Origin of the sequence: Georgfuchsia toluolica (assembly GCF_907163265.1) — a bacterium.
Taxonomy (GTDB): Bacteria; Pseudomonadota; Gammaproteobacteria; order Burkholderiales; family Rhodocyclaceae; genus Georgfuchsia; species Georgfuchsia toluolica.
Genome location: NZ_CAJQUM010000001.1, coordinates 224,754 through 246,314, shown reverse-complemented (window position 1 = coordinate 246,314; position 21,561 = coordinate 224,754). Strand labels below are relative to the sequence as shown.

General features: G+C 58.1%; 22 protein-coding genes. 7 read left to right on the top strand and 15 right to left on the bottom strand.

Annotated elements, in window-relative coordinates; all coding sequences use genetic code 11:
- Window positions 1-14 precede the first annotated feature (14 nt).
- From nusA to K5E80_RS01175, 3 genes are all read right to left on the bottom strand, one after another.
- On the bottom strand, window positions 15-1,496 hold the full coding sequence (gene nusA, locus K5E80_RS01185; protein WP_220634435.1) for a transcription termination factor NusA: 1,482 nt from the start codon (window positions 1,494-1,496) through the stop codon (window positions 15-17).
- A 27-nt stretch (window positions 1,497-1,523) separates the two neighbouring features.
- Window positions 1,524-1,985 carry a ribosome maturation factor RimP gene (gene rimP, locus K5E80_RS01180; protein ID WP_220634434.1) on the bottom strand — a complete coding sequence of 154 codons (462 nt, stop codon included), beginning with the start codon at window positions 1,983-1,985 and terminating at the stop codon, window positions 1,524-1,526.
- 92 nt (window positions 1,986-2,077) lie between these two features.
- Window positions 2,078-2,341: a hypothetical protein gene (locus K5E80_RS01175; RefSeq protein ID WP_220634433.1), complete on the bottom strand. Its 264-nt coding sequence runs from the start codon at window positions 2,339-2,341 to the stop codon at window positions 2,078-2,080.
- 15 nt (window positions 2,342-2,356) lie between these two features.
- Here K5E80_RS01175 and K5E80_RS01170 point away from each other — a divergent pair, with 15 nt between their 5' ends.
- The gene (locus K5E80_RS01170) at window positions 2,357-3,526 is read left to right on the top strand and encodes a DUF2863 family protein (protein WP_220634432.1); all 1,170 of its coding nucleotides are present in this window, start codon (window positions 2,357-2,359) and stop codon (window positions 3,524-3,526) included.
- Window positions 3,527-3,690: 164 nt separating this feature from the next.
- Here the strand turns inward: K5E80_RS01170 and K5E80_RS01165 are convergent, their stop codons facing one another.
- Window positions 3,691-4,935, bottom strand: a complete 1,245-nt coding sequence (locus K5E80_RS01165) for a D-amino acid dehydrogenase (protein ID WP_220634431.1) — start codon at window positions 4,933-4,935, stop codon at window positions 3,691-3,693.
- Window positions 4,936-5,005: 70 nt separating this feature from the next.
- Between K5E80_RS01165 and msrB the strand changes: the two genes are divergently transcribed.
- From msrB to K5E80_RS01135, 6 genes are all read left to right on the top strand, one after another.
- Window positions 5,006-5,392 carry a peptide-methionine (R)-S-oxide reductase MsrB gene (gene msrB / locus K5E80_RS01160; RefSeq protein ID WP_220634430.1) on the top strand — a complete coding sequence of 129 codons (387 nt, stop codon included), beginning with the start codon at window positions 5,006-5,008 and terminating at the stop codon, window positions 5,390-5,392.
- 10 nt (window positions 5,393-5,402) lie between these two features.
- Entirely contained in the window at window positions 5,403-5,948 is a 546-nt protein-coding gene (locus K5E80_RS01155; RefSeq protein ID WP_220634429.1) for a septation protein A, read from the top strand.
- Window positions 5,948-6,250: a YciI family protein gene (locus K5E80_RS01150; protein WP_220634428.1), complete on the top strand. Its 303-nt coding sequence runs from the start codon at window positions 5,948-5,950 to the stop codon at window positions 6,248-6,250. Before K5E80_RS01155 ends, K5E80_RS01150 begins: the two co-directional genes overlap by 1 nt.
- A complete protein-coding gene (locus K5E80_RS01145; RefSeq protein WP_220634427.1) occupies window positions 6,247-6,513 on the top strand; it encodes a BolA family protein in 267 nt (88 codons plus the stop codon). The genes K5E80_RS01150 and K5E80_RS01145 overlap by 4 nt, the downstream gene beginning before the upstream one ends.
- Before the next feature lie 24 nt (window positions 6,514-6,537).
- Window positions 6,538-7,347, top strand: coding sequence for a peptidylprolyl isomerase (locus K5E80_RS01140; RefSeq protein ID WP_246590817.1), 810 nt, complete (start codon window positions 6,538-6,540; stop codon window positions 7,345-7,347).
- Window positions 7,348-7,648: 301 nt separating this feature from the next.
- Entirely contained in the window at window positions 7,649-7,861 is a 213-nt protein-coding gene (locus K5E80_RS01135) for a hypothetical protein (RefSeq protein ID WP_220634426.1), read from the top strand.
- Between the two features lie 67 nt (window positions 7,862-7,928).
- On the opposite strand, the gene K5E80_RS01130 is transcribed toward K5E80_RS01135, so the two are convergent.
- The 11 genes from K5E80_RS01130 to K5E80_RS01080 all read right to left on the bottom strand — a co-directional run bounded on the left by K5E80_RS01130 (window position 7,929) and on the right by K5E80_RS01080 (window position 21,486).
- Window positions 7,929-8,816 carry a Dyp-type peroxidase gene (locus K5E80_RS01130; protein ID WP_220634425.1) on the bottom strand — a complete coding sequence of 296 codons (888 nt, stop codon included), beginning with the start codon at window positions 8,814-8,816 and terminating at the stop codon, window positions 7,929-7,931.
- Between the two features lie 48 nt (window positions 8,817-8,864).
- Entirely contained in the window at window positions 8,865-11,447 is a 2,583-nt protein-coding gene (gene clpB / locus K5E80_RS01125; protein ID WP_220634424.1) for an ATP-dependent chaperone ClpB, read from the bottom strand.
- Between the two features lie 326 nt (window positions 11,448-11,773).
- Window positions 11,774-13,342 carry an ArnT family glycosyltransferase gene (locus K5E80_RS01120; RefSeq protein ID WP_220634423.1) on the bottom strand — a complete coding sequence of 523 codons (1,569 nt, stop codon included), beginning with the start codon at window positions 13,340-13,342 and terminating at the stop codon, window positions 11,774-11,776.
- Between the two features lie 94 nt (window positions 13,343-13,436).
- The gene (gene rpmE, locus K5E80_RS01115; RefSeq protein WP_220634422.1) at window positions 13,437-13,646 is read right to left on the bottom strand and encodes a 50S ribosomal protein L31; all 210 of its coding nucleotides are present in this window, start codon (window positions 13,644-13,646) and stop codon (window positions 13,437-13,439) included.
- Window positions 13,647-13,801: 155 nt separating this feature from the next.
- A complete protein-coding gene (locus K5E80_RS01110) occupies window positions 13,802-15,190 on the bottom strand; it encodes an FAD-binding oxidoreductase (RefSeq protein WP_220634421.1) in 1,389 nt (462 codons plus the stop codon).
- Complete coding sequence (locus K5E80_RS01105) at window positions 15,187-16,050, bottom strand: patatin-like phospholipase family protein (protein WP_220634420.1); 864 nt, start codon at window positions 16,048-16,050, stop codon at window positions 15,187-15,189. Before K5E80_RS01105 ends, K5E80_RS01110 begins: the two co-directional genes overlap by 4 nt.
- Complete coding sequence (rimO, locus tag K5E80_RS01100) at window positions 16,047-17,375, bottom strand: 30S ribosomal protein S12 methylthiotransferase RimO (protein ID WP_220634419.1); 1,329 nt, start codon at window positions 17,373-17,375, stop codon at window positions 16,047-16,049. The genes K5E80_RS01105 and rimO overlap by 4 nt, the downstream gene beginning before the upstream one ends.
- Before the next feature lie 174 nt (window positions 17,376-17,549).
- Entirely contained in the window at window positions 17,550-18,119 is a 570-nt protein-coding gene (phaR, locus tag K5E80_RS01095; protein ID WP_220634418.1) for a polyhydroxyalkanoate synthesis repressor PhaR, read from the bottom strand.
- Window positions 18,120-18,190: 71 nt separating this feature from the next.
- Window positions 18,191-18,934, bottom strand: a complete 744-nt coding sequence (gene phbB, locus K5E80_RS01090; protein ID WP_220634417.1) for a beta-ketoacyl-ACP reductase — start codon at window positions 18,932-18,934, stop codon at window positions 18,191-18,193.
- 52 nt (window positions 18,935-18,986) lie between these two features.
- Window positions 18,987-19,727: an acetoacetyl-CoA reductase gene (gene phbB / locus K5E80_RS01085; RefSeq protein ID WP_220634416.1), complete on the bottom strand. Its 741-nt coding sequence runs from the start codon at window positions 19,725-19,727 to the stop codon at window positions 18,987-18,989.
- A gap of 46 nt (window positions 19,728-19,773) precedes the next feature.
- Window positions 19,774-21,486 (bottom strand): PHA/PHB synthase family protein, encoded by a 1,713-nt coding sequence (locus K5E80_RS01080; protein ID WP_220634415.1) that lies wholly within the window; start codon window positions 21,484-21,486, stop codon window positions 19,774-19,776.
- Window positions 21,487-21,561: the final 75 nt, after the last annotated feature.

The window sequence follows — 21,561 nt, the reverse complement described above, 5'->3', positions numbered from 1 at the left end:
GTCGTACCCCGCTGTTACTGCTCTTCCGTAAACCAGTGCGCGCGCGCAACAGTAATAACCTGTTTGGCACGTTCTTCGTCGATACCCGTCATTTCCACCAATTCGTCCACGGCAAGATCGGCAAGGTCGTCACGGGTCTTGATGCTGTGGCGCGACAGCGCCGCCGCCAGGTGCTTGTCCATGCCTTCAAGATTAAGCAGTGCCTCATCGACGCTCTGCAGCTCCTCTTCATCGACAATGGCTTCGGTCAGCAGCACATTGCGCGCGCGCTCCCGCAGTTCATTCACCGTCGCCTCATCGAAAGCATCAATCTCCAGCATTTCGGAGAGCGGCACATAGGCAACTTCTTCCAGCGTCGAGAAGCCCTCCTGAATCAGGATGTCGGCCACTTCCTCATCGACGTCGAGCTTGTCCATGAAGAGGCCGCGGGTCGCCGCAGTTTCCACTTCCTGCTTCTGCTGGGACTGTTCGACGGTCATCAGGTTGATGGTCCAGCCGGTCAATTCGGATGCCAGGCGCACATTCTGGCCGCTGCGGCCGATGGCGATGGCAAGATTGGCTTCGTCGATCACCACGTCCATGGCGTGACGTTCTTCATCGACCACGATCGACGACACTTCCGCCGGCGCCAGCGCGCCGATCACGAACTGCGCCGGATCGGGCGACCAGAGCACAATGTCGACGCGCTCGCCGGACAATTCGTTGGTCACCGCCGTTACGCGCGAACCGCGCATGCCGACACAGGTGCCGATCGGATCGACGCGCGGATCGTTGGATTTGACGGCGATCTTGGCGCGCACGCCGGGGTCGCGCGCCGCCGACTTGATTTCGAGCAGACCTTCCTCGATTTCCGGCACCTCAAGCTCGAACAACTTGGCGATGAATTCCGGGGCCGTACGCGAGAGAATCAGTTGCGGTCCCTTGGCACCGCGGTCAACCTTCTTGAGCCAGGCTCGCACGCGGTCGCCGGGACGCAGGTTTTCCTTGGGGATCATCTGGTCGCGCGGCAGCTTGGCTTCGACTCGCCCCGCCTCGACAATGGCATCCCCACGCTCCATGCGCTTGATGGTGCCAGTGACGAGATGCTCGTCACGCTCGAGAAAGTCGTTCAGGATCTGTTCGCGCTCGGCATCGCGGATCTTCTGCAGAATCACCTGTTTTGCCGCCTGCGCGCCGATGCGGCCGAAGTCGACCGGCTCCAGCGACTCTTCGATGAAGTCGTCGATGGCGATATCAGGAATCTGCTCCTGCGCTTTGGTCAGGCCAATCTGCTGCTCCGGATTTTCCACGGCATCGTCAGCCACCACGAGCCAGCGCCTGAAAGCTTCGAAGTCGCCGGTTTCGCGGTCGATTTCGACACGAACATCCGCCTCTTCATTAACGCGCTTCTTGGTTGCCGACGCGAGCGCCATTTCCAGCGCAGCGAACACGATGTCGCGCTGGACATTCTTTTCGCGGGCCAGTGCATCGACCATCAACAGCATTTCGCGGCTCATTTCATGACCTCCAACAATCCATCAAATTCAAAACTTGGGCACCAGGCGCGCCTTATCCACCGTCGCCAGCGGAAACTCATGTTCAACCGCACCTGTTCCATCGCCTGTCCGCCCGCCGCTTCGTATCACCACCCGGTCGTCACGCATGCCGATGATCACGCCCGAGAAATTCCTCTGGTTGCCCACCGGCAGACGCAGCTTGATCTGCACTTCCTGTCCGGCATAACGCTCAAAATCCACCGCCTTCTTCAACACCCGGTCCATACCGGGCGAAGACACTTCGAGCCGCTCGTAATCTACATCCTCGACCGCGAACAGCCGTGTCAGCTGGTTGCTCACCGCCGTGCAATCGTCAATCGTCACACCTTTTTCATCCTCGGGCTTATCGATAAAGACGCGCAGCAGCCGGCCGCGCGGACTGGTCTCGACATCCACCAGTTCGTAGCCCATGCCACCCACGGTCTGTTCAATCAACTCGATTACCCGCATGATTCCTGCGCCACAAAAGAAAAATGGGCAAGCTGCCCATTTTCAGTCCACCCGGGTCACATCCCGGACGGCACTCACAAAACCGGCCCGGATTATAGCGGCAATGGCCTGTCCAACGCAATCAGGCTGGTGATTTTTCTGGAGAATTTGCCGGTTTGAAGATGTTCATCAGCGCCTTGACCTCTCGGCGTCTTCGAATTCGCTACTAGCCGCGCTTGAGCTGCGGCGGGAGTATCAGGCGGCTGACCATAACGCCCGCCGGTGGCATTAAGGCCCGGCGTCTCGTCGTCGCCACTTCCGATCTCTATCGGGCGCAGGTCCTCGAACGGCACTTGATAGAATAGTCGTCCGAACACTTATTCTCATATTCCATGTCACGCAACCGCCTGCCGCGCCGAAAACATCAATCGCCCGAGATTGAGGAGCTGATGCAACTGGCGCGCGCACTGGCGCAATCGTCCTCCAGGATCGAAGACGGTTTCTGGGAAACGCGTCTCGCGGCCCGGATCGACAAGCTGATCAAGAACAGCGATGACGATAGCCTGAGCGCAGCCCTCGACACGCTCAACAAAACCGACCAGCGTGGCTGTGACGCGCTGGCCGACATGATCGAATTCCGCTGCGAAAGCCGCGGCGAAGGGATTCAGGGTGAGCGGGATGTATTGCTGTTCGCGGCTCCTGTGCTGGCCTGGTCGAGATATGCGATTCCATCCGGTCCGATTGCCGCCGAAGCGCTCGCCAACCTGCGCGTCCAGCTCGCCGCACACATTTTTGCCGCGGATGTCCGCCTCGGCCTGGCCGATATCCTGTTCAGCCCCGACCAGTTGCCGCCTAGCTATAGCGAAACCGCGCGCCTCACCGGCAAGCTGGTCAAGGCCGCGGTGCACAGTCGTGATCTGCATCTCGATGCGGGACAACTGGGCGAGACGATGAGCTTTCTTTCCGATACGCGCTATCTGGTGGGAGTCGTCGTCGCCGAGAAAGGCGCAGCGCTGTTTCGCTGGCAGGAAACAGATGGCAGCCGGGAAACGGCCCTCGCGCGCTGGCGCACTCAGGGTGGAGAAGCGCTGCGGCCACTGTTGCCGGCCTGCGCCAGCGAACTGCTGCTGCCACTGGCATTTCATTCCGCCTGCCGCGAGGCGGAGCGTCAGTCGCGGCCCTACTCGATCCGCGCTTCAGTCGCCTTCCTCAACACAGGGGTGAATATTGCTGCCGATCGGCTGGCCGCGGTTATCGCGCCGTTCAAGGAAAACCGCATCGAGGAGTACCGCGTCGGTTTCGTCCACAAGAACAGCAACAATGTTGTGCATGGTGTGGTTTGGCCGCTGCTTGACGTGGAAGACGGCAATGACACGCCGGCGCAGATCGAGGCAGTTTTGCGCGAATGCGGGGTTGATGATATTCGCGTGATCGAACACACCTTTCCGCTCGAATACTGCGACGATTGCGGCGCGCCGCTTTACCCCGACAGCGAAGATGAAGCAGTGCACGCCGAATTGCCCGAGGACGACGGAGCACGGGCGCCACAACATCTGCATTAAACCTAAAAAGCAGTTAGTCACAGAGAACACAGAGATCACAGAGAAAAACCGATGCCTTGCAAGCATGTGGCCCCACCCGAATGGTGATCGTGACAATCTCCGGAAACCTGTTTTATTCTCTTTGTCCTCTGTGACCTCTGTGGCTTGAAGTAAGATTTTTTTGGTTAAACCCGGTACGGCGCCGGATCGACACCTGTCTCGCGGCCACTGAGCAGATCTGCCAGCAATTGCCCTGACCCGCACGCCAGGGTCCAGCCCAGCGTGCCATGTCCGGTATTCAGATAAAAATTGGAGTAGCGGCTGCGCCCGATCAAGGGCACATTGGCCGGTGTTGCAGGCCGCAGACCGGTCCAGGGTTCTGCCCGATCCAGTTGCGACAGGCGGGGGAAAAGCTGGCGCACGCGGCGCGCAACCGCGGCGCAACGCCCCTCGTTCAATGCAGTGTCATAACCGGTAAACTCGGCGGTCCCTGCTGCCCGCAAGACATTGCCCAAGCGCGAGAACACGATCTTGTACTCGTCATCGGTGAGGCTCACTTCAGGAGCGTGATCACCAGGTTCAAGTGGTATGCTCAACGAATAACCTTTGGCCGGGTAGACGGGTATGCGCAGTCCCAGCGGCTTGAGCAGCAGTGGCGTATAGCTGCCCAGGGCCGCCACATAGACATCGGCGCGTAAAACCTCGCCCGAACCGAGCCGAACCCCGGCGATCCCGTTTGCTTCTGCCTGCAGTGCCGCCACCGTCTCGCCGAAACGGAATGTCACACCTTTCACTGCGCAGCGTTGCGCCAGTTGCAGGGTAAATTTACAGGCATCGCCCGATTCGTCGCCTGGCGTGAACAAGCCTCCTGTCAGGGGAATTGAAGACTCGCGCAAGGCAGGTTCGATGGCCACGCATTCCGCCGCTGTCGTCACCCGGCGTTCACAGCCGAGACTCGCATAGACCTCGGCTTGCGCCGCAATACGCGCCAACTCGCGCTCATTGGTATAGATACGCAGAATGCCGCGTTCAAGTTGGTCGTAATCAAGACTCTGTTCGCGACGCAGCGTCTGCAGCAAGCTGCGGCTATAGAGTCCGAGACGCACCAGCGCTTCGGTATTTTCCCGTGCACGGCGGGCAGTACATTGCGCGAGAAAGCCCAGTCCCCAGCGCCATTGATCCAAATCCATGCGCCAGCGCCATAACAACGGCGAGGCTTCGCGGCCGAACCACGACAGCAGTTGTCCCGGTACCTGCGGCCCCGCCCACGGTTCGGCATGGCTCACTGAAATCTGCCCGCCATTGGCAAAACTGGTTTCCTGCGCGACGGCTGGCTGGCGGTCTATTACGGTGACTTCATGACCGGCCTGGGCCAGATACCAGGCACTGCTGATACCGACCACGCCGGCACCGAGAATCGCTACTTTCATGACGAAACCAGTTTGAAATGAATTGTTGCCAGAATTGGATGTCTCATCGCGCTATGGTAACTTGAAGTTTATGAGTAACGACGACCCATGGCGCAGCAAGCTGACACCGATGCAGTACTACGTGACGCGCGAAAAGGGCACCGAGCACGCCTTTTCCGGCGAATACTGGGACTGCCACGACGTTGGCACCTACCGCTGCATCTGTTGCGGCGCGCCGCTGTTTTCATCGGAGCAGAAATTCGATTCCGGCTGCGGCTGGCCCAGCTTCACTGCCCTGCTTAAGGATGAAAACGTGGCGGAGCATGAGGATAGCAGCCACAATATGGTTCGTACCGAAGTAAGCTGCAAACATTGCGGCGCTCATTTAGGCCATGTATTCCCTGATGGCCCGGCGCCAACCGGCTTGCGCTATTGCATCAACTCGGCTTCGTTGAAGCTGGAGAAGAAAAAGCCTTAAAATTGCGCCGATGAAAATATTCTTTGATTTACTTCCCGTCGCGCTGTTCTTTGCGGCTTACAAATTTGCCGGCATCTTCATCGCCACGGCCGTGGCGATCGCCACCACCCTTGCCCAGATAGCCTGGGTCTGGTGGCGGCACCGCAAGGTAGACACCCTGCAATGGGTCGCCCTTGGCGTCATCGTGGTATTCGGCGGCGCAACGCTACTGCTGCATGATGAAAGTTATATCAAATGGAAGCCCACCGTACTCTACTGGCTGATCGCGCTGGTTCTGCTGGTGTCATTGCATGGTTTTCGCAAGAACCCGATGCGCGCCGTGCTCGGTGCGCAACTTTCACTGCCGGAACCGGTCTGGGCCTATTTAAATGCCGCCTGGGCCGGCTTCTTCGCCCTGATGGGAGTCCTCAACCTGTATGTTGCGCGCAGCTTTTCCACCGACACATGGGTCAATTTCAAGTTGTTCGGGTTCATGGGATTAATGCTTGTTTTCGTCGTCGCACAGTCGTTGCTGCTGGCGCGTTACGTCAACGACGACGCCGAGGAGAAGTCCTGATGCTCTACGCATTGATTGGAAAGGATGTTCCGAACAGCCTCGATTTGCGACAGCAGGTACGGCCGGCCCATCTGGCACGCATCGAAGCCCTGCAAGCCCAAGGCCGGCTGGTTCTTGTCGGTCCCTTCCCCGCTGTCGACTCACCCGACCCAGGTCCGGCGGGATTTAGCGGCAGCCTGATCGTTGCCGATTTCGGCTCGCTGGCGGAGGCGGAAACCTGGTTCAAGGCCGACCCCTATGTCGAACACGGTGTTTTCTGCGATACCAGCGTCCGGCCGTTCAAGCAGGTGTATCCGAAATGACCAGCACCATCGATCAAATGCGCGAACGGCTTTCCGTGCTGGAACCCCACGTGATCGACATCACCGACGAGAGTGCCCTGCACGCCGGACACGTCGGTGCACGCAGCGGCGGTGGACACTACCGTATGGCAATAGTATCGCCCAGGTTCGCCGGCATGGCCACAATGGCGCGGCATCGCTTGGTGTATGATGCGCTCGGTTTGCTCATGCGGCATGAAATCCATGCCTTGAGCATCACTGCAAAAACCCCCGAAGAAATCTGACTACTCATATTTATGACAGGACTTATGATGACCCGCATTCCGCTCAAGATAACCACAATCGCTCTGGTTGCCGTATTGGTGGCAGCACCTGCTTTTGCCGCAAAGAAAGCCGCAGAATCCGGCGCCGCAGCTGGCACCGTCAACGGCAAGCCGATCCCGAAAAACCAGATTGAGTTCTTCATGGCCGCACAAAAGGCGCAGGGCCGTCCTGATTCTCCGGAATTGCGTGATGCCGTACGCGAGGAAATCATCCGTCGCGAAGTGCTGGTCCAGGAAGCACAAAAGCAGGGCCTGGACAAGAAGCCTGATGTCCAGACCAAGATGGACATGGCGCGCCAGGGCGTGCTGATCAACGCATACATTGAAGGCTATGTCAAGGCACATCCGATTTCCGACGATGCCGTCCGGAAGGAATATGAAACAGTGAAGTCCCAGTTGGGTGACAAGGAATACAGTGTGCGCCACATTCTTGTCGATAGCGAGGATGATGCCAAAGCCATCATCACCAAGTTGAAGGCGGGTGAAAAGTTTGACGCCCTGGCCACGCAATCCAAGGATCCCGGCTCAAAGGACAAGGGTGGCGATCTGGGCTGGTCGGTGCCGACTACCTATGTCAAACCCTTCGCCGATGCGCTGCTGAAGCTCAACAAGGGCCAGTACACCGAAGTGCCGGTCAAGTCCGAGTTCGGCTGGCATGTGATCAAGCTCGACGACACGCGCGCCCTGAAGCTGCCGGGCTTCGACGAAGCCAAGCCGCAAATCCAGCAACGTTTGCAGCAGCAACTGGTTGAAAAGCAGGTCATGGAATTACGCACGAAAGCCAAGGTGGAATAAGCTTTGCGGGAACGCTAACGACGGGGGCTACTGCCCCCGTTTTTATTTGCCCGGAGTTTGGAGCGACAGCAATTCCTATGTCTTTATCTTCCAGACAGCCAAGGTGGCCATGTCGTGCAAATCGCAGATGCACTATTACAAGGATATTCTTGGGAACAGAATATGGAACGGAACTAATCTAGTGCATTTTTCGAATCCTCCCACCTGTAGCAGTGCTATACTTTCCCGCTGACTGGCCTCCAAACCGGTCACCCTGATGTCAGGGAGTATGCCAACAAACCTTATCGATAAAGGGAATCACATGAACAAGTCGCTCTTCGTTGCTGCGCTAGTTGCTCTGGCTGTTACCGCTTGTGGCAAGAAAGAAGAAGCTCCGGCTCCAGCTCCAGCTGCCCCGGCCGCTGAAGCTGCTCCTGCTGCTCCTGCTGCCCCGGCCGCTGAAGCTGCTCCTGCTGCTCCGGCTGCCCCGGCCGCTGAAGCTGCTCCGGCTGCCCCGGCTGCTCCCGCCAAGTAATTTTGGCGCTAGCTAGCAATAAAAAGCCCGGCTCCGGCCGGGCTTTTTATTTGGTGCGATGGAAAAATCAGAGCTTCACCGCCGATAGATCAAGTTCCCTTCCCTGCATTGGTGGGCACCAGAAAAACGAACCAGTCAGCGGCCGCGAAAACCCGAACAATGCATCGACAATGGCGTCGTCCATGCCCGCCATGCGCCTCATCTGCACTTCAAATGCATCGAAACTGCTGCCGAACGCGACGAATACCAGCCCCATACTGCCATCGCTTTCCGACCAGGGCATAGAACGCCGCAGCACAAAGGCTTGCGGATCGAAACCCTCCTGCGCCGTACGCTTGACATGGGCTGAAGCCGGTGCCTTGACGAGTTCCTTGTTGTCCTCCCTGCGCCGGCCTATCGTATTGTCCTGACGCTTCTTCGGCCAGGATTCGAAATGGTCGAGATCGTGCAGCCATTGCTGAACGGCGACGAAGCTCGATCCCTTGATGCCTGTTTTGCCTTTCGTCACCAGCGCGGCAGCAACAGCGGCGTCGCCCTTGGGATTCTCCGTACCGTCTTCGTAGCCGGTTAGGTCGCGCCCGCTGTCATACTTGAAGGCGTCGATCGCCAGCTCCAGCTGGAAGGCATCGTCGAGCAAGTACTCCAACTCGCGCGTGCGCAACAGCAACTCGCCGCGATCACTGCCGCGCAGCCAGCACCATAGGGCAAAAGGGGTCGAGGGAACATCGACGGCTCCACCCAATACGGAAAAATTGCGCAAGCCCTGGATATCGACATTCAGCGCCTTGGCCAGACTGGCGCCGATGCCGACCACAATTGCCTCGCCATCGGCATAGCGCGCCAATTTCTTCAGCGCCTTGCGCAGCTTGCCTTCGCCGCACACCGAGAAAAACAGGTAACTCCCCTGCGCCGGCACCGCGTCCAGAATGCCGTGCTGAACCAGCGTCCGATCCATACTCACCCTGCCATCGACATGATGAAACAATGATAGAGCAAAATGTCCTCAGGCTTTGTCAAACGCCAGATGCTCGCCAGGATTCACCGTGACGCGCACGGTATCTTTCGGGCCGAAGCGGCCTTCGAGGATCGCCTTCGACAGGGGGTTCTCGATGCGCTCCTGGATCGCGCGCTTCAACGGCCTGGCACCGAACACCGGATCAAAGCCGGCCTTGGCCAGCTCCGCCAGTGCCGTGTCATCGACCTTGAGCGACATTTCGAGGCGCGCCATGCGTTTATCCAGAAACCCAAGTTGAATTTTGGCAATTGCCGCGATGTTCTTCTCGTCGAGCGCATGAAATACCACGACCTCGTCGATGCGGTTGATGAACTCGGGACGAAAGTAATTCTTCACCTCGCCCATCACCGCCAGCTTGATCACCTGGTAATCGTCACCCGTCATCTGTTGGATCATTTGCGAGCCGAGATTTGACGTCATCACGATCACCGTATTCTTGAAGTCGACGGTGCGACCCTGGCCGTCGGTCATGCGTCCGTCATCGAGCACCTGTAGCAGCACGTTGAACACGTCTGGGTGCGCTTTCTCCACTTCGTCGAAAAGGATCACCGAATAGGGCTTGCGCCGCACCAGTTCGGTCAGATAGCCGCCCTCCTCATAACCGACATAGCCGGGCGGTGCGCCAATCAGGCGCGCGACGGAATGCTTCTCCATAAACTCGCTCATGTCGATGCGAATCAAGTGGTCTTCGCTGTCGAACAGAAACTCGGCCAGCGCCTTGCATAGTTCCGTCTTGCCCACGCCCGTGGGGCCGAGAAACAGGAAGGAACCATAGGGCCGGCTCTCTTCCGACAGGCCGGCGCGCGAACGGCGAATGGCATCGGCGACCAGGCGTACGGCCTCGTCCTGGCCAACCACGCGCTGGTGCAGCTTGTCTTCCATCCTGAGCAGCTTGTCGCGCTCGCCCTGCATCATCTTGCTGACGGGTATGCCAGTGGCACGCGACACCACCTCGGCGATTTCCTCGGCGCCGACCTGCGTCCGCAGCAGCTTGTTCGGCTGCTTGCTCTCACCCGATTTTTCCGCCGCCTTCGCCTGCGCTTCCAACTGCGGCAGCTTGCCGTATTGCAACTCGGCGACCTTGTCGAGCTGGCCCTTGCGCTGGAAATCGGCCATCTGTGCACGCAGTTTGTCGATCTCTTCCTTGATGTGCGCGGAACCCTGCACCTGGGCCTTCTCGGCCTTCCAGACTTCTTCGAGGTCGGAGTATTCCTTTTGCAGCTTGGCGATTTCGTCCTCGATCAGGCCGAAGCGCTTCTTCGAAGCCTCATCCTTTTCCTTCTTCACCGCCTCGCGCTCGATCTTCAACTGGATCAAGCGGCGGTCGAGCTTGTCCATGACTTCCGGCTTGGAATCGATTTCCATCTTGATGCGCGCCGCCGCCTCGTCGATGAGGTCGATCGCCTTGTCGGGCAGGAAGCGGTCGGTGATGTAGCGGTGGCTTAACTCCGCTGCGGCGACGATGGCCGGGTCTGTGATGTCCACGCCATGATGGATTTCGTATTTTTCTTGCAAGCCGCGCAGAATGGCGATGGTGGATTCGACGGAAGGCTCGTCCACCAGAACCTTCTGGAAGCGGCGCTCCAGCGCTGCGTCCTTCTCGATGTACTTGCGGTATTCGTCGAGCGTGGTGGCACCGATGCAATGCAGTTCGCCGCGTGCCAGCGCGGGCTTCAGCATGTTGCCGGCATCGATGGCGCCCTCGGCCTTGCCGGCACCGACCATGGTATGCAGCTCGTCGATGAAAACGATGATGCGGCCCTCGTCCTGCGCGATCTCCTTCAGGACGGCTTTCAGCCGCTCTTCGAATTCGCCACGGTACTTGGCGCCGGCCAGCAGCGCCGCCATGTCGAGGGAGAGAACGCGCTTGCCCTTCAGCGTCTCTGGCACCTCACCGTTGATGATGCGTTGCGCCAGTCCTTCGACGATGGCGGTCTTGCCCACACCCGGCTCACCGATCAGCACAGGATTGTTCTTGGTGCGGCGCTGCAGGATCTGGATGGTGCGGCGAATCTCGTCGTCGCGGCCAATGACCGGGTCAAGTTTTCCCTGGCGGGCGCGCTCGGTGAGGTCCATGCAGTATTTCTTCAATGATTCGCGCTGCCCTTCGGCTTCCTGCGAACCGACGCTGGCGCCGCCGCGCACGGCCTCAATGGCCTGTTCCAAGGCAGGCCGCGTCAGGCCCTGCTCCCTGAGCAGACGACCGGTATCACCCTTGTCGCTACTGAGTGCCAGCAAGAACATCTCCGAGGCGATGAACTGGTCGCCGCGCTTTTGCGCTTCCCTGTCGGTAAGGTTGAGCAGGTTGGAAAGGTCGCGACCGATGGAAACTTCGCCGCCAGTGCCTTCCACCTGCGGCAGGCGGTCGATAGTGGCGTCAAGCGCCTTCGTCAGCGGTACGATATTGACGCCGGCCCGTTGCAGGAGCGAGGAGGTCGCGCCATCGTCCTGGTTGAGCAGCGCCAGCAGCAAATGCTGCGGCTCGATGAATTGATGGTCGTTGCCGACCGCGATGCTCTGGGCATCGGCGAAGGCCTGCTGGAACTTGGTGGTGAATTTATCGAAGCGCATGACAAGTCCTGTCCTCAATGAAATGGCTTACTCACCATAATGGGGCAAATCGAGGATATTTCAACCTTACCCTGCAAGCTCTTTGACTTGGCTTGAATTTTTGTCATGTCACGGATGCCAACCCTTGCTACCATCCTGCTCTTGTCACTTGCCGAATCTGTCGTGTCTTTAATCTTCATTTACGGCATGACAGATGCACCTGATCGCGCAATCTATGTTTCTAGCAGCGCATCAATCCACATGTTGGCGGCAATGAAAACGGCATCGGGACCGGCAGCGCCGCGATATGGACGACGATGCGGAGATTAACTTACAGGTTCAGACGGCTAGTTGCGCCGGTAAAGACGCAATCGTTCGCTCTTGTCGCCGCCGCGATTGCCTTCCCAGGTCTTCTTCATCCCCTTGAGTTCGGGTTCCTTGCCGCTAGCGCCCTGGATCAGCAGCCACGGGCAAGAATCGTTTTTATCGATCGGATCGGTGGCGAGTCCGATGAAATAGCGCAGCGAGGCCTTCTGTGCGAGGCCGACATCCCTGCTGGCAACGCACTTCCCATTGCTACCCAGCACCTTGCTCAGCGAGAGTGCCACCGGACGATAAGTCTTGGCGAAGTCTACCCAGGGCAGCCACAGTGTCGTGATCAAGCCCCACATCAGCGTGAGGCCAGCCGCCCAGCGCGTAGCGCTACGCCACGGCGAGCGCGGCAGACCAAAAAGTATCCAAGCCCAAGCAACGGTCAGCAGCCCGGCAGCAATGAAGGCGGGAATCGACAAATGGCCGATGAAACCGGGTTCGGCCTTGTAGAAGTTTTTCGCCACGCGGGCGGGAGCGCCGGTGGCGATGGCAACGCCACCGAGCCAGATCAGGCCTGCCAGCAGCGTGAAAGTCATGATGCCGAACCAGTCCAGCGCATTGGCAGCGCCGCGCCGCAACCGTTGTGCACCGGGCAAGGCAAGCAATGCGAGCGGCACAATCAGGGGTAGCGAAGGCAGCGGCTTCGGATCGGCGAGCAGAAAGAATTCGACGAAGGAAAATACGCTGCCCACCAGCGGCAACAACACCGATGCATCATTCAATGCATCGCGTTTTATCCACACTGACCAGAGCGCAATCGGCAGGATCGGCCAGACGAACCAGGAGATGAGTTCTAAATGATCCCGCAGCCGATATTCGCCATCATGGAAAATGTCGAAGCGCGCCAGTTCGCCGTTCCACCACCCGGTCAGTTGGCCGGGAGATTGCCAGTACAGCAGCAGTGGCCAAAGTCCGCCAATGGCGATACCGAGAATCAACCCGGTCACTGCGGCAAGCAATGCACGACGCGTATGCCAGTCGGGATGCAACAGCGCGAATAGAAAGGGTGGCAGCAGGACCCACAGTGAAAGCAGGCCACCGCTCCACAGCCCTGCCCCCACGGCCAGGGCGCTGGTCAGAGCACCTGCCAGCGGCTTGCTGCGCATCAATGCAACACCCGCATAAGTGAAGGCCTGTGCCGCCAGCAGTGCGATTGCAGGTTGTGCATCATGGATTGGCAACAGCAGACCCAGGGTGCCAATGGCAAGAATCGGTGCCGGCCAGGCGGCTTCGTTACCCTGCACAAGCGTACAGGCGGTCCATACCAGGCCAAGCAGCAGCAAGGCGCCAAACAAGGCCGAAGCCAGTCGTGCGGCATCGTGAAATGGCAGCATGAATGACAGCGCCTTGCCGAGCAACGCTGCACACCAGTGATACAGCGGTGCAATGCCGGGTACGGCTTCCACGCCGATACGCGGGTTCAACCAGTCGCCGTGGCCGGCGAATTCCCAGGCAATGCCGAGATGAACGGCATCGTCGGTCTTCCAGGGATCGTGGCCGATCGTGCCTGCCAGCAGGTAAACGGCGCAAATCAGCGCCAGCATCCAGCTTTGCAAAGGCGGTCGAGCTAGGTTCGAAGACATGGACTAGAAAGCAAAAAAGGCAGCCGCGGCTGCCTTTTCCATTGGCGACATGACTTTATGCCGCCTTCTTGCTGTACTTCTGGCGGAAGCGTTCAACGCGACCGGCGGTATCGACGATCTTCTGTTTTCCCGTGTAGAACGGATGGCAGTTGGAGCAAACTTCAATATGCAGCGACTTGCCGCTGGTGGAGCGGGTCTTGAACTGATTGCCGCAACTGCATGCAACGTCGATCTCGACGTAATTCGGGTGGATGCCTTCTTTCATGATCTGTCCTTTAATGCGCAACCCGTGCCTGTGACGGTTAAGAGGGCAGAATTATCCTTGAAATGGCCGTTATTTGCAATTTACTTTCTTTACCGCAGCCGTAACGGGGAGCATAGTTATTTTCAGCATCAGTCGCTGCGCGGCCCGCAATTTTTTCAGAGCATCTTGCCGGGGTTCATGAGACCGTGCGAATCCAGCACGTGCTTGATCGATTGCATCAGTTCCATTTCGGTCTCGCTCTTGTAGCGCTTGATCTCGTCGCGCTTGAGTTGCCCGAGGCCGTGCTCAGCGGAAATCGAGCCGCCAAGGCTATGCACGATGTCGTGCACGACAAGGTTTGCCTCGTGGCTGCGTGCGATCAATCCGGCGTTCTCGACGCCCAGGAGCATCGACAGGTTGTAGTGCAGATTGCCGTCACCGACATGTCCAAAGCACACCACGCGCACACCGGGAAAATGTTTTTCGATTGCTGCATCGGCTGCCGCCACGAACTCGGCGATACGCGATACGGGTACGGCGATATCGTGCTTGATCGAAAATCCCTCAATCTTCTGCGCCTCTGAGATGTTCTCGCGCAAGCGCCACAAGGCCAGGCGCTGCGATTCGTTCTGCGCCAGTATCGCATCCTGCACCCCGGTGGCTTTTGCCAGGCTATTCTCCAGTTCGACATCCGGATTGTTGGCGGCAAATTCCGATAACTCCAGCAGCACCTGCCAAGCGGCGGGCGCTGCCAAAGGTTGGCGTGATCCGGGGATGTGACGCATAACCAGTTCCAGCGCTGTGGCGCTGATCAATTCGAAGGCGGTGACCGCGTCGCCGCAGTCAGAACGCAGCTGCGTCAACAACGAAACTGCCGCGGCAGGGCTTGCGACCGCCACCCAGGCCGTCGCCCGACGGCGCGGCAGCGGAAACAACTTGAGCACAGCGGCGGTGATCAGGCCGAGCGTGCCTTCGGCACCGATGAAAAGATGCTTCAGGTCGTAACCGGTATTGTCCTTGCGCAGTCCGCGCAAGCCATTCCAGACCCGGCCATCGGGCAGCACGGCTTCAATCCCCAGCGACAACTCGCGCGCATTGCCATAACGCAGCACCTGAACCCCCCCCGCATTGGTCGAGAGGCAGCCGCCAATGGTGGCGCTGCCCTCCGAAGCAATTGATAGCGGAAATAGCCTTCCCGCGGCATGCGCCGCCTCCTGCACCGCATGCAAGGTACAACCGGCTTCGACCGTGATGGTGTTGTTGTCGGTGTCCACCGCTCGAACCCGGTTTAAGCGCGCGAGGCTGATCAACACTTCTCCACCACAGGGCGTTGCGCCGCCGCAAAGACCGGTATTGCCGCCCTGCGGCACCATCGCCACTTTCGCTTCGTTGCACAGATGCACTACCTGCGCGACCTCTTCGGTCGTTCCCGGCCGCACTACACACAAGGCATCGCCTTGATAACGGCCACGCCAATCCGTGAGATAGGCAGCCATATCATCGGCACTAGTCAATACCTGTGTAGCCCCTATGGCGCCACGCAGCGCAGCGATCAAATCGCTCATCGCGGCAGCACTGATTGAATGGCCGGCAACATGCGTTTCACCGTTTCGCGTCCTTCACTGATGGCTTCATTGGCACGATGGTAGTCCATCAGGGCGAGATGGGCGAGGCGCGGCGATAGCAGCACGTCGGCCGGTTCTCCGGCCAGGCGGCTGCGGGCGATACGGGTCTGCATGATATGGATGCTGGTGGTAAGCACACTGACCAGAGAAGGAAGCTCGTCCAGTTCGCCAAGCCCAAACCGCTGAACAAGGTTTTGCTTCAAGCTGCTCAAGAAGGATTCATTCTGTCCGTTCTTGCGCAAGGCCTTGCCGACGATATCCGAGCCGAGGTCGACGGCAATCACGACATCGGCTCCCAGCGTACGTGCCAGCGATACTGGCACCGGATTCACCAAACCGCCATCCACCAGCAATTGTCCGTCGCGCGCAACCGGTCTGAAAAGTCCCGGCAGGGCAATCGAGGCGCGTACGGCCGCAGCGACCGAACCTTCGCGCAGCCAGACTTCATGGCCCGTGGCAAGGTCCGTTGCGACGCAGGCGAAAGGCAGTGGCAGATCCGGAAAATTGCGATCGACGAAATGGCGCTCGAAGAATGCGATCAGCTTGTCGCCCTTGATCAAACCTCCGATGAGGCTGACGTCAAGCAGCGTCAGAACTTCCTGCCAGGTGAGCGATCGAACCCAGTGTTCCAGCTTGTCGAGATCGCCATTGGCATAGGCAGCGCCGACGAAGGCGCCAATCGAACATCCGCAAACAATGTCAGGAGAATAGCCAGCCGCGGCCAGTTCCCGAAGCACGCCGATGTGCGCCCAGCCACGCGCCGAACCCGAGCCGAGCACCAGACCAAGTTTTGGCGTCATACCAACCTTGCATAGAGGTCGTGCACATCGCAATCGGTCACTTCGACTTCAACGAACTCGCCGATGTCGATATTTTCCCCGTCCGTGATGTATACGAGTCCGTCGATTTCCGGTGCGTCGCCCATCGAGCGCGCCACCGCACCGTCCTCCTCGATGTCATCGACAAGGACGGTCATCGTCTTGCCGATTCGCGTTTCGAGCCGCTGCGTGCTGATGTCTTCCTGATGTTGCATCAGGCGCATGCGCCGCTCTTCCCGTATTTCCTCCACCACCGCTCCCGGCAATTCGTTGGCGGACGCCCCTTTGACGGGTGAATAAGCAAAGGCGCCGACGCGGTCGAGCTGTGCCTCATCAAGGAAATCCAGAAGCTCATTGAATTCGGCTTCTGTTTCTCCCGGGAAGCCGGTGATAAAAGTGCTGCGAATGGTGAGCTCGGGTACCTCGCTCCGCCAGGCGGCGATACGGTCCAGCACCTTTTCGGCGGAGGCCGGGCGCTTCATCAGCTTGAGGATGCGCGCGCTGGCGTGCTGGAACGGCACGTCGAGATAGGGCAGGATTTTGCCCTCGGCCATCAGCGGGATCAGGTCGTCGACATTCGGATAAGGATATACGTAGTGCAACCTTATCCAGATACCGAGTTCGCTCAGCGCCTGGCATAGTTCCAGCAATCTGGTCTTGACCGGCCGGCCGCCCCAGAAGCCGGTGCGGTATTTCACATCGACACCATAGGCGCTGGTGTCCTGGGAGATCACCAGCAACTCCTTGACACCTGCATTGGCAAGATTTTCCGCTTCGCGCAGCACATCGCCGATGGGACGGCTGACCAGGTCGCCGCGCAACGAGGGAATGATGCAGAAACTGCAACGGTGATTGCAGCCCTCGGAAATCTTCAAGTAGGCATAGTGCGATGGCGTCAGGCGAATGCCCTGCGGCGGTACCAGATCGACAAAGGGATCATGCAACGGTGGCAGGTGGGCATGCACCGCATTCATTACTTCCTGGGCCGCATGCGGGCCGGTGACAGCCAGCACCTGTGGATGCGTCTGCCGCACGATATCGCCCTTGGCGCCAAGACAGCCGGTGACAATGACCTTGCCATTTTCGGCCAACGCCTCACCTATGGTATCGAGCGATTCCTCGACCGCAGCATCAATGAAGCCGCAGGTGTTGACGACGACAAGATCGGCGCCTGCATACGTGGCCGAAATTTCATAGCCTTCCGCGCGCAGACGAGTCAGGATCTGCTCCGAGTCGGAAGTAGCCTTGGGACAGCCGAGCGATATGAAACCTACCGAAGGAGATGCGGCTTTTCTGATTTTCGGCATCAAATGGTCAGCATTTAACGAGAAAGGACGTAAAACGAAGTGACTCGTTTTGTCGAGCGTAGCGAGCTAATGAAAAGCCCTGCGCCGGGGCGGGTAGGGGGTAGGGGGGCGTTCAATTTGCCTTTGCGCCTTTTAATCATCGGTGTGCCGACCATCCTCCCGCATGAAAGTTAACTACTTCTTTTCGTCGTTCTTGTCCTGTGTCGGCAGGACGAAATTGGGAAAGGGAAATCCGCCAAACAGCTTGCGTGTCTGGTCCTGCACACTGTCCTGCATCTGCTGGAACATTTTCTGGCTTTGCTCAACATAGGACCCCATCATGTTTTGCATGATCGGTCCCTGAAAGTTGAGGAACTGTGTCCAAAGATCGTTGTTAATCGGGGCATTGTCGCCGTACAGTGCGCGCGCCTGATCCTTGAGCTTGGTCTGCATGTCGGTGAATGCCTTGATGTTGGTCTCCAGATACTTGCCGAGCATGCCCTGCATCGCGTTGCCATAGAAACGAATCATCTGCGACAGCACGTCAGCGGTGAACATGGGCGCCCCACCCGCCTCCTCTTCAAGAATGATCTGCAACAGGATGCTGCGTGTCAGATCCTCCCCGCTCTTGGCATCGACAACCTCGAACGGCTCGTTTTGCAGTACCAGCGTCTTGATGTCGACCAGTGTGATGTAGGTGCTGGTCCTGGTGTCGTAAAGGCGCCGGTTCGGATACTTCTTGATCAGGCGATTTGCCTCGGCCATCTGACTTCTCCCGCAACATTGTGCAAAGCAGTACTGATTATATCGGGCTTCCAGTAAAACCCCTCTGGCAATCAGGACATATGCAGGCCGCCATTGATATTCAACGTGGCGCCGGTAATGTAAGCGGCCAGATCGGAAGCCAGGTAGGCGCATAGCCCGCCGATCTCCTCTGGCCTGCCGAGTCGGCCGACCGGGATCGTCGCGGTAATCGCGTCGCGCACTTCGGGCTTGATCGCCATCACCATGTCGGTACCGATATAGCCCGGCGCAATGGCATTCACGGTAACGCCTTTTTTGGCCACTTCCTGGGCGACTGCCTTGGTAAATCCAAGTATGCCGGCCTTGGCCGCCGCATAATTGGCCTGACCGATCTGGCCTTTCACCCCGTTCACCGAAGAAATATTGATGACCCGGCCCCAGCCCCGTTGCACCATGCCATCCAGCACCTGGTGCGTGACATTGAACACGGAATCAAGATTGGTGGACAACACTGCATCCCATTGGCTCTTGTCCATCTTGCGGAACATGCCGTCGCGTGTAATGCCGGCATTGTTGACCAGTACATCGATGGGGCCTAGCTCGCTCTCGATTTTCTTCACCATCGCGGCGCAGGCCTCATAGTCGCAAACATCCGCTTCGCCAATATGGAAATCGAAACCTTCGGCTTGCGTTTTTTGCAGCCACTCGTCTTTTGGCGGAAAACCAGGAAGGCAGTTTGCCACCACAGTAAAGCCGCTCTGAGCCAGCGCCTTGCAGATCGCCGTTCCCAAACCACCCATTCCACCCGTTACCAGTGCGACTTTTTTACCGGACATGAAGCTACTTCCTTTTAAGTGAAAAAACCGTGAAAAAAATTGTGCGTCGAGATCAGTACATGTGCTGGCCGCCATTGATCGAAATGTTCGCGCCATGGACAAAGGCAGCTTCTTCGGAGGCAAGATAGGCGACCAGGCCGGCGACCTCTTCCGGCTTGCCCAGGCGCGACATCGGGATTTGCGGCAGTATTTTGTTGTCGAGCACCTCGCGCGGGATTGCCGTGACCATACGGGTGCCGATATAGCCCGGCGAAATCGTGTTGACGGTGACGCCACGCTTGGCGACTTCGAGCGCCAGTGCCTTGGTGAAACCGTGCATGCCTGCTTTTGCCGATGAATAATTGGTCTGGCCGAAAGCCCCCTTCTGGGCGTTCACCGAGGAAATATTAATCACCCGACCCCAGCCGCGCTCGATCATGCCGTCCAGGACCTGCTTGGTCATGTTGAAGACGGAATAAAGATTGGTGCGAATGACGATATCCCAGTCCTTTGGTGTCATTTTCTTGAATGTCATGTCGCGCGTGATGCCGGCATTATTGACCAGCACATCCACCGGGCCAAGATCATTTCCCACCTTGGTCACGCACTCGCGGCAGGAATCGAAATCGACGACATCGCAGGGGTAGGCATTGAAGTTGTAGCCCCGGCTGTTCATCGACTTCAGCCAGTCCTTGGCTTTGGTGTTGCTCGGACTGTAGGTCGTCACTCCCTTGTAGCCAAGCGCCGCCAGCTTGATACAGACCGCTTCTCCCAGCCCACCCATACCACCTGTTACCAATGCTACGCGCTGCATGATCTTCTCCTCATATTGTTATCGAACCTTCCCATTAAATGCATCATCATTCGCACTTCCCCAGCACATAATTCCCGGGGGCATTGGCAAGTGGCTTGTGCCGGACATTGCCGAGCCGCTTGCGCGCGGGAATGCTCTTGCCGCTACGCGCCTGTAACCATTCGCTCCATGAATTCCACCAGCTACCCTTGATTTCACTTGCTCCGGCAAGCCATTGTTCGCTGTCGGTGGCGTCGCTGTTCCCTTGCCAATAGCTGCGCTTGTTGACGCGCGCGGAATTGATGACACCGGCGATGTGGCCGGACGCGCCGAGCGTAAAAGTGACTTCACCCTTGAGCAGTTGCGTGGAACGGAACGCCGACTGCCACGGCACGATATGGTCTTCGCGGGTGGCAAGCACGAAGGTCGGGATATCGATCTGCTCCAGATCAACATCAACGCCGCAGACATGCAGCTTGTTGGGTATGCGCAAATTGTTTTCAAGATACATATTGCGCAGATACCAGACCAGAAATGGACCCGGCAGATTCGTCGGGTCGGCATTCCAGTAGAGCAGATCGAAAGCTGCGGGTTCTTCGCCCTTGAGATAGCTGCCAACCACGTATTGCCAAATCATGTCGTTGGCACGCAGGCTGGAAAACACCCCTGCCATTGCCCGGCCCGGGAATATGCCGCCCGTGCCAATCTGCTGTTCCCAGGCGGCAATCATGTTTTCATCAATGAAACAACCGAGGTCGCCGGGAACGGAAAAATCGAGCAAAGATGCCAGTAATGTCAGCGAATGGGCCGGAGTTTCGCCGCGCGCCGCCGCAACGGCCAACGCCGTGCAAAGCATGGTGCCGCCCACGCAGAACCCCAGCACGTTGATCTTGTCGCTCTTGCCGATGTCGTGTGCAAGCTCGATCGCTTTGAGCACTCCCTTCTCAATGTAGTCGTCCCAAGTCAATTTCCCTTGGGCTGCGCCTGGATTGCACCATGAAATCATGAATACCGTATTGCCCTGCTCGACGGCATGGCGCACAAAGGAATTGTGTTCCTGCAGATCAAGGATGTAGTACTTGTTGATGCAGGGCGGAACCATCAGCAGCGGCCGCTCGGCGACTTTGTCCGTCAATGGCGCATATTGCAGCAACTGAAACAATTCATTTTCAAACACCACCTTGCCCGCTGTTGTTGCCAGGTTTTTGCCAACAACGAAGGCGGTTTTATCGGTGGTAGTAATCGAACCCTGTTCGATATCGCGGATCAGGTTACCGACTGCACGCTGGATGCTCTCGCCTTTGGTGGCAATTGCCTTCTTGACAAACTCCGGATTGGTGGCGGCGAAATTCGCCGGCGACAAGGCGTCGACATATTGCCGCAACAAAAAATCGAAACGCTCACGCGCCCGCCCATCCATGACCGGCGTATCGGCGGAGAGCTCCTTCAAATAATGGGAATTCAGCAGATAGGCGCGGCGCCAGTAATCATAAATGGTACTCTCCGACCAGGCGCTACCCGTAAAGCGGCGATCACCGGCTACATAACCAGGCACTTCGGACAAGGGCTTCAGCGTTGTGGGTTCCTTGATCATGGCATTCCATAGTTCGGCATGACGCGCCAGCCATTCGCGGCCGATAAGGGAAGTCTGTTCCGACAATGCGGCACCAGTTTCCGGAGATGACGAAGAATCCTTCCCCAAGCTTGCGGACGACGCGAACATCTGCCCTGCCTGCAGCAACTGCTGCATCACGCCGAACGGATCTGGAACTGCGGACATTCAGGATTCTCCATGGTTTCAGCTTTATTTTGCGTTGCACAATGAAGGCTGTCAAGACAACTTTCGACGGATAAA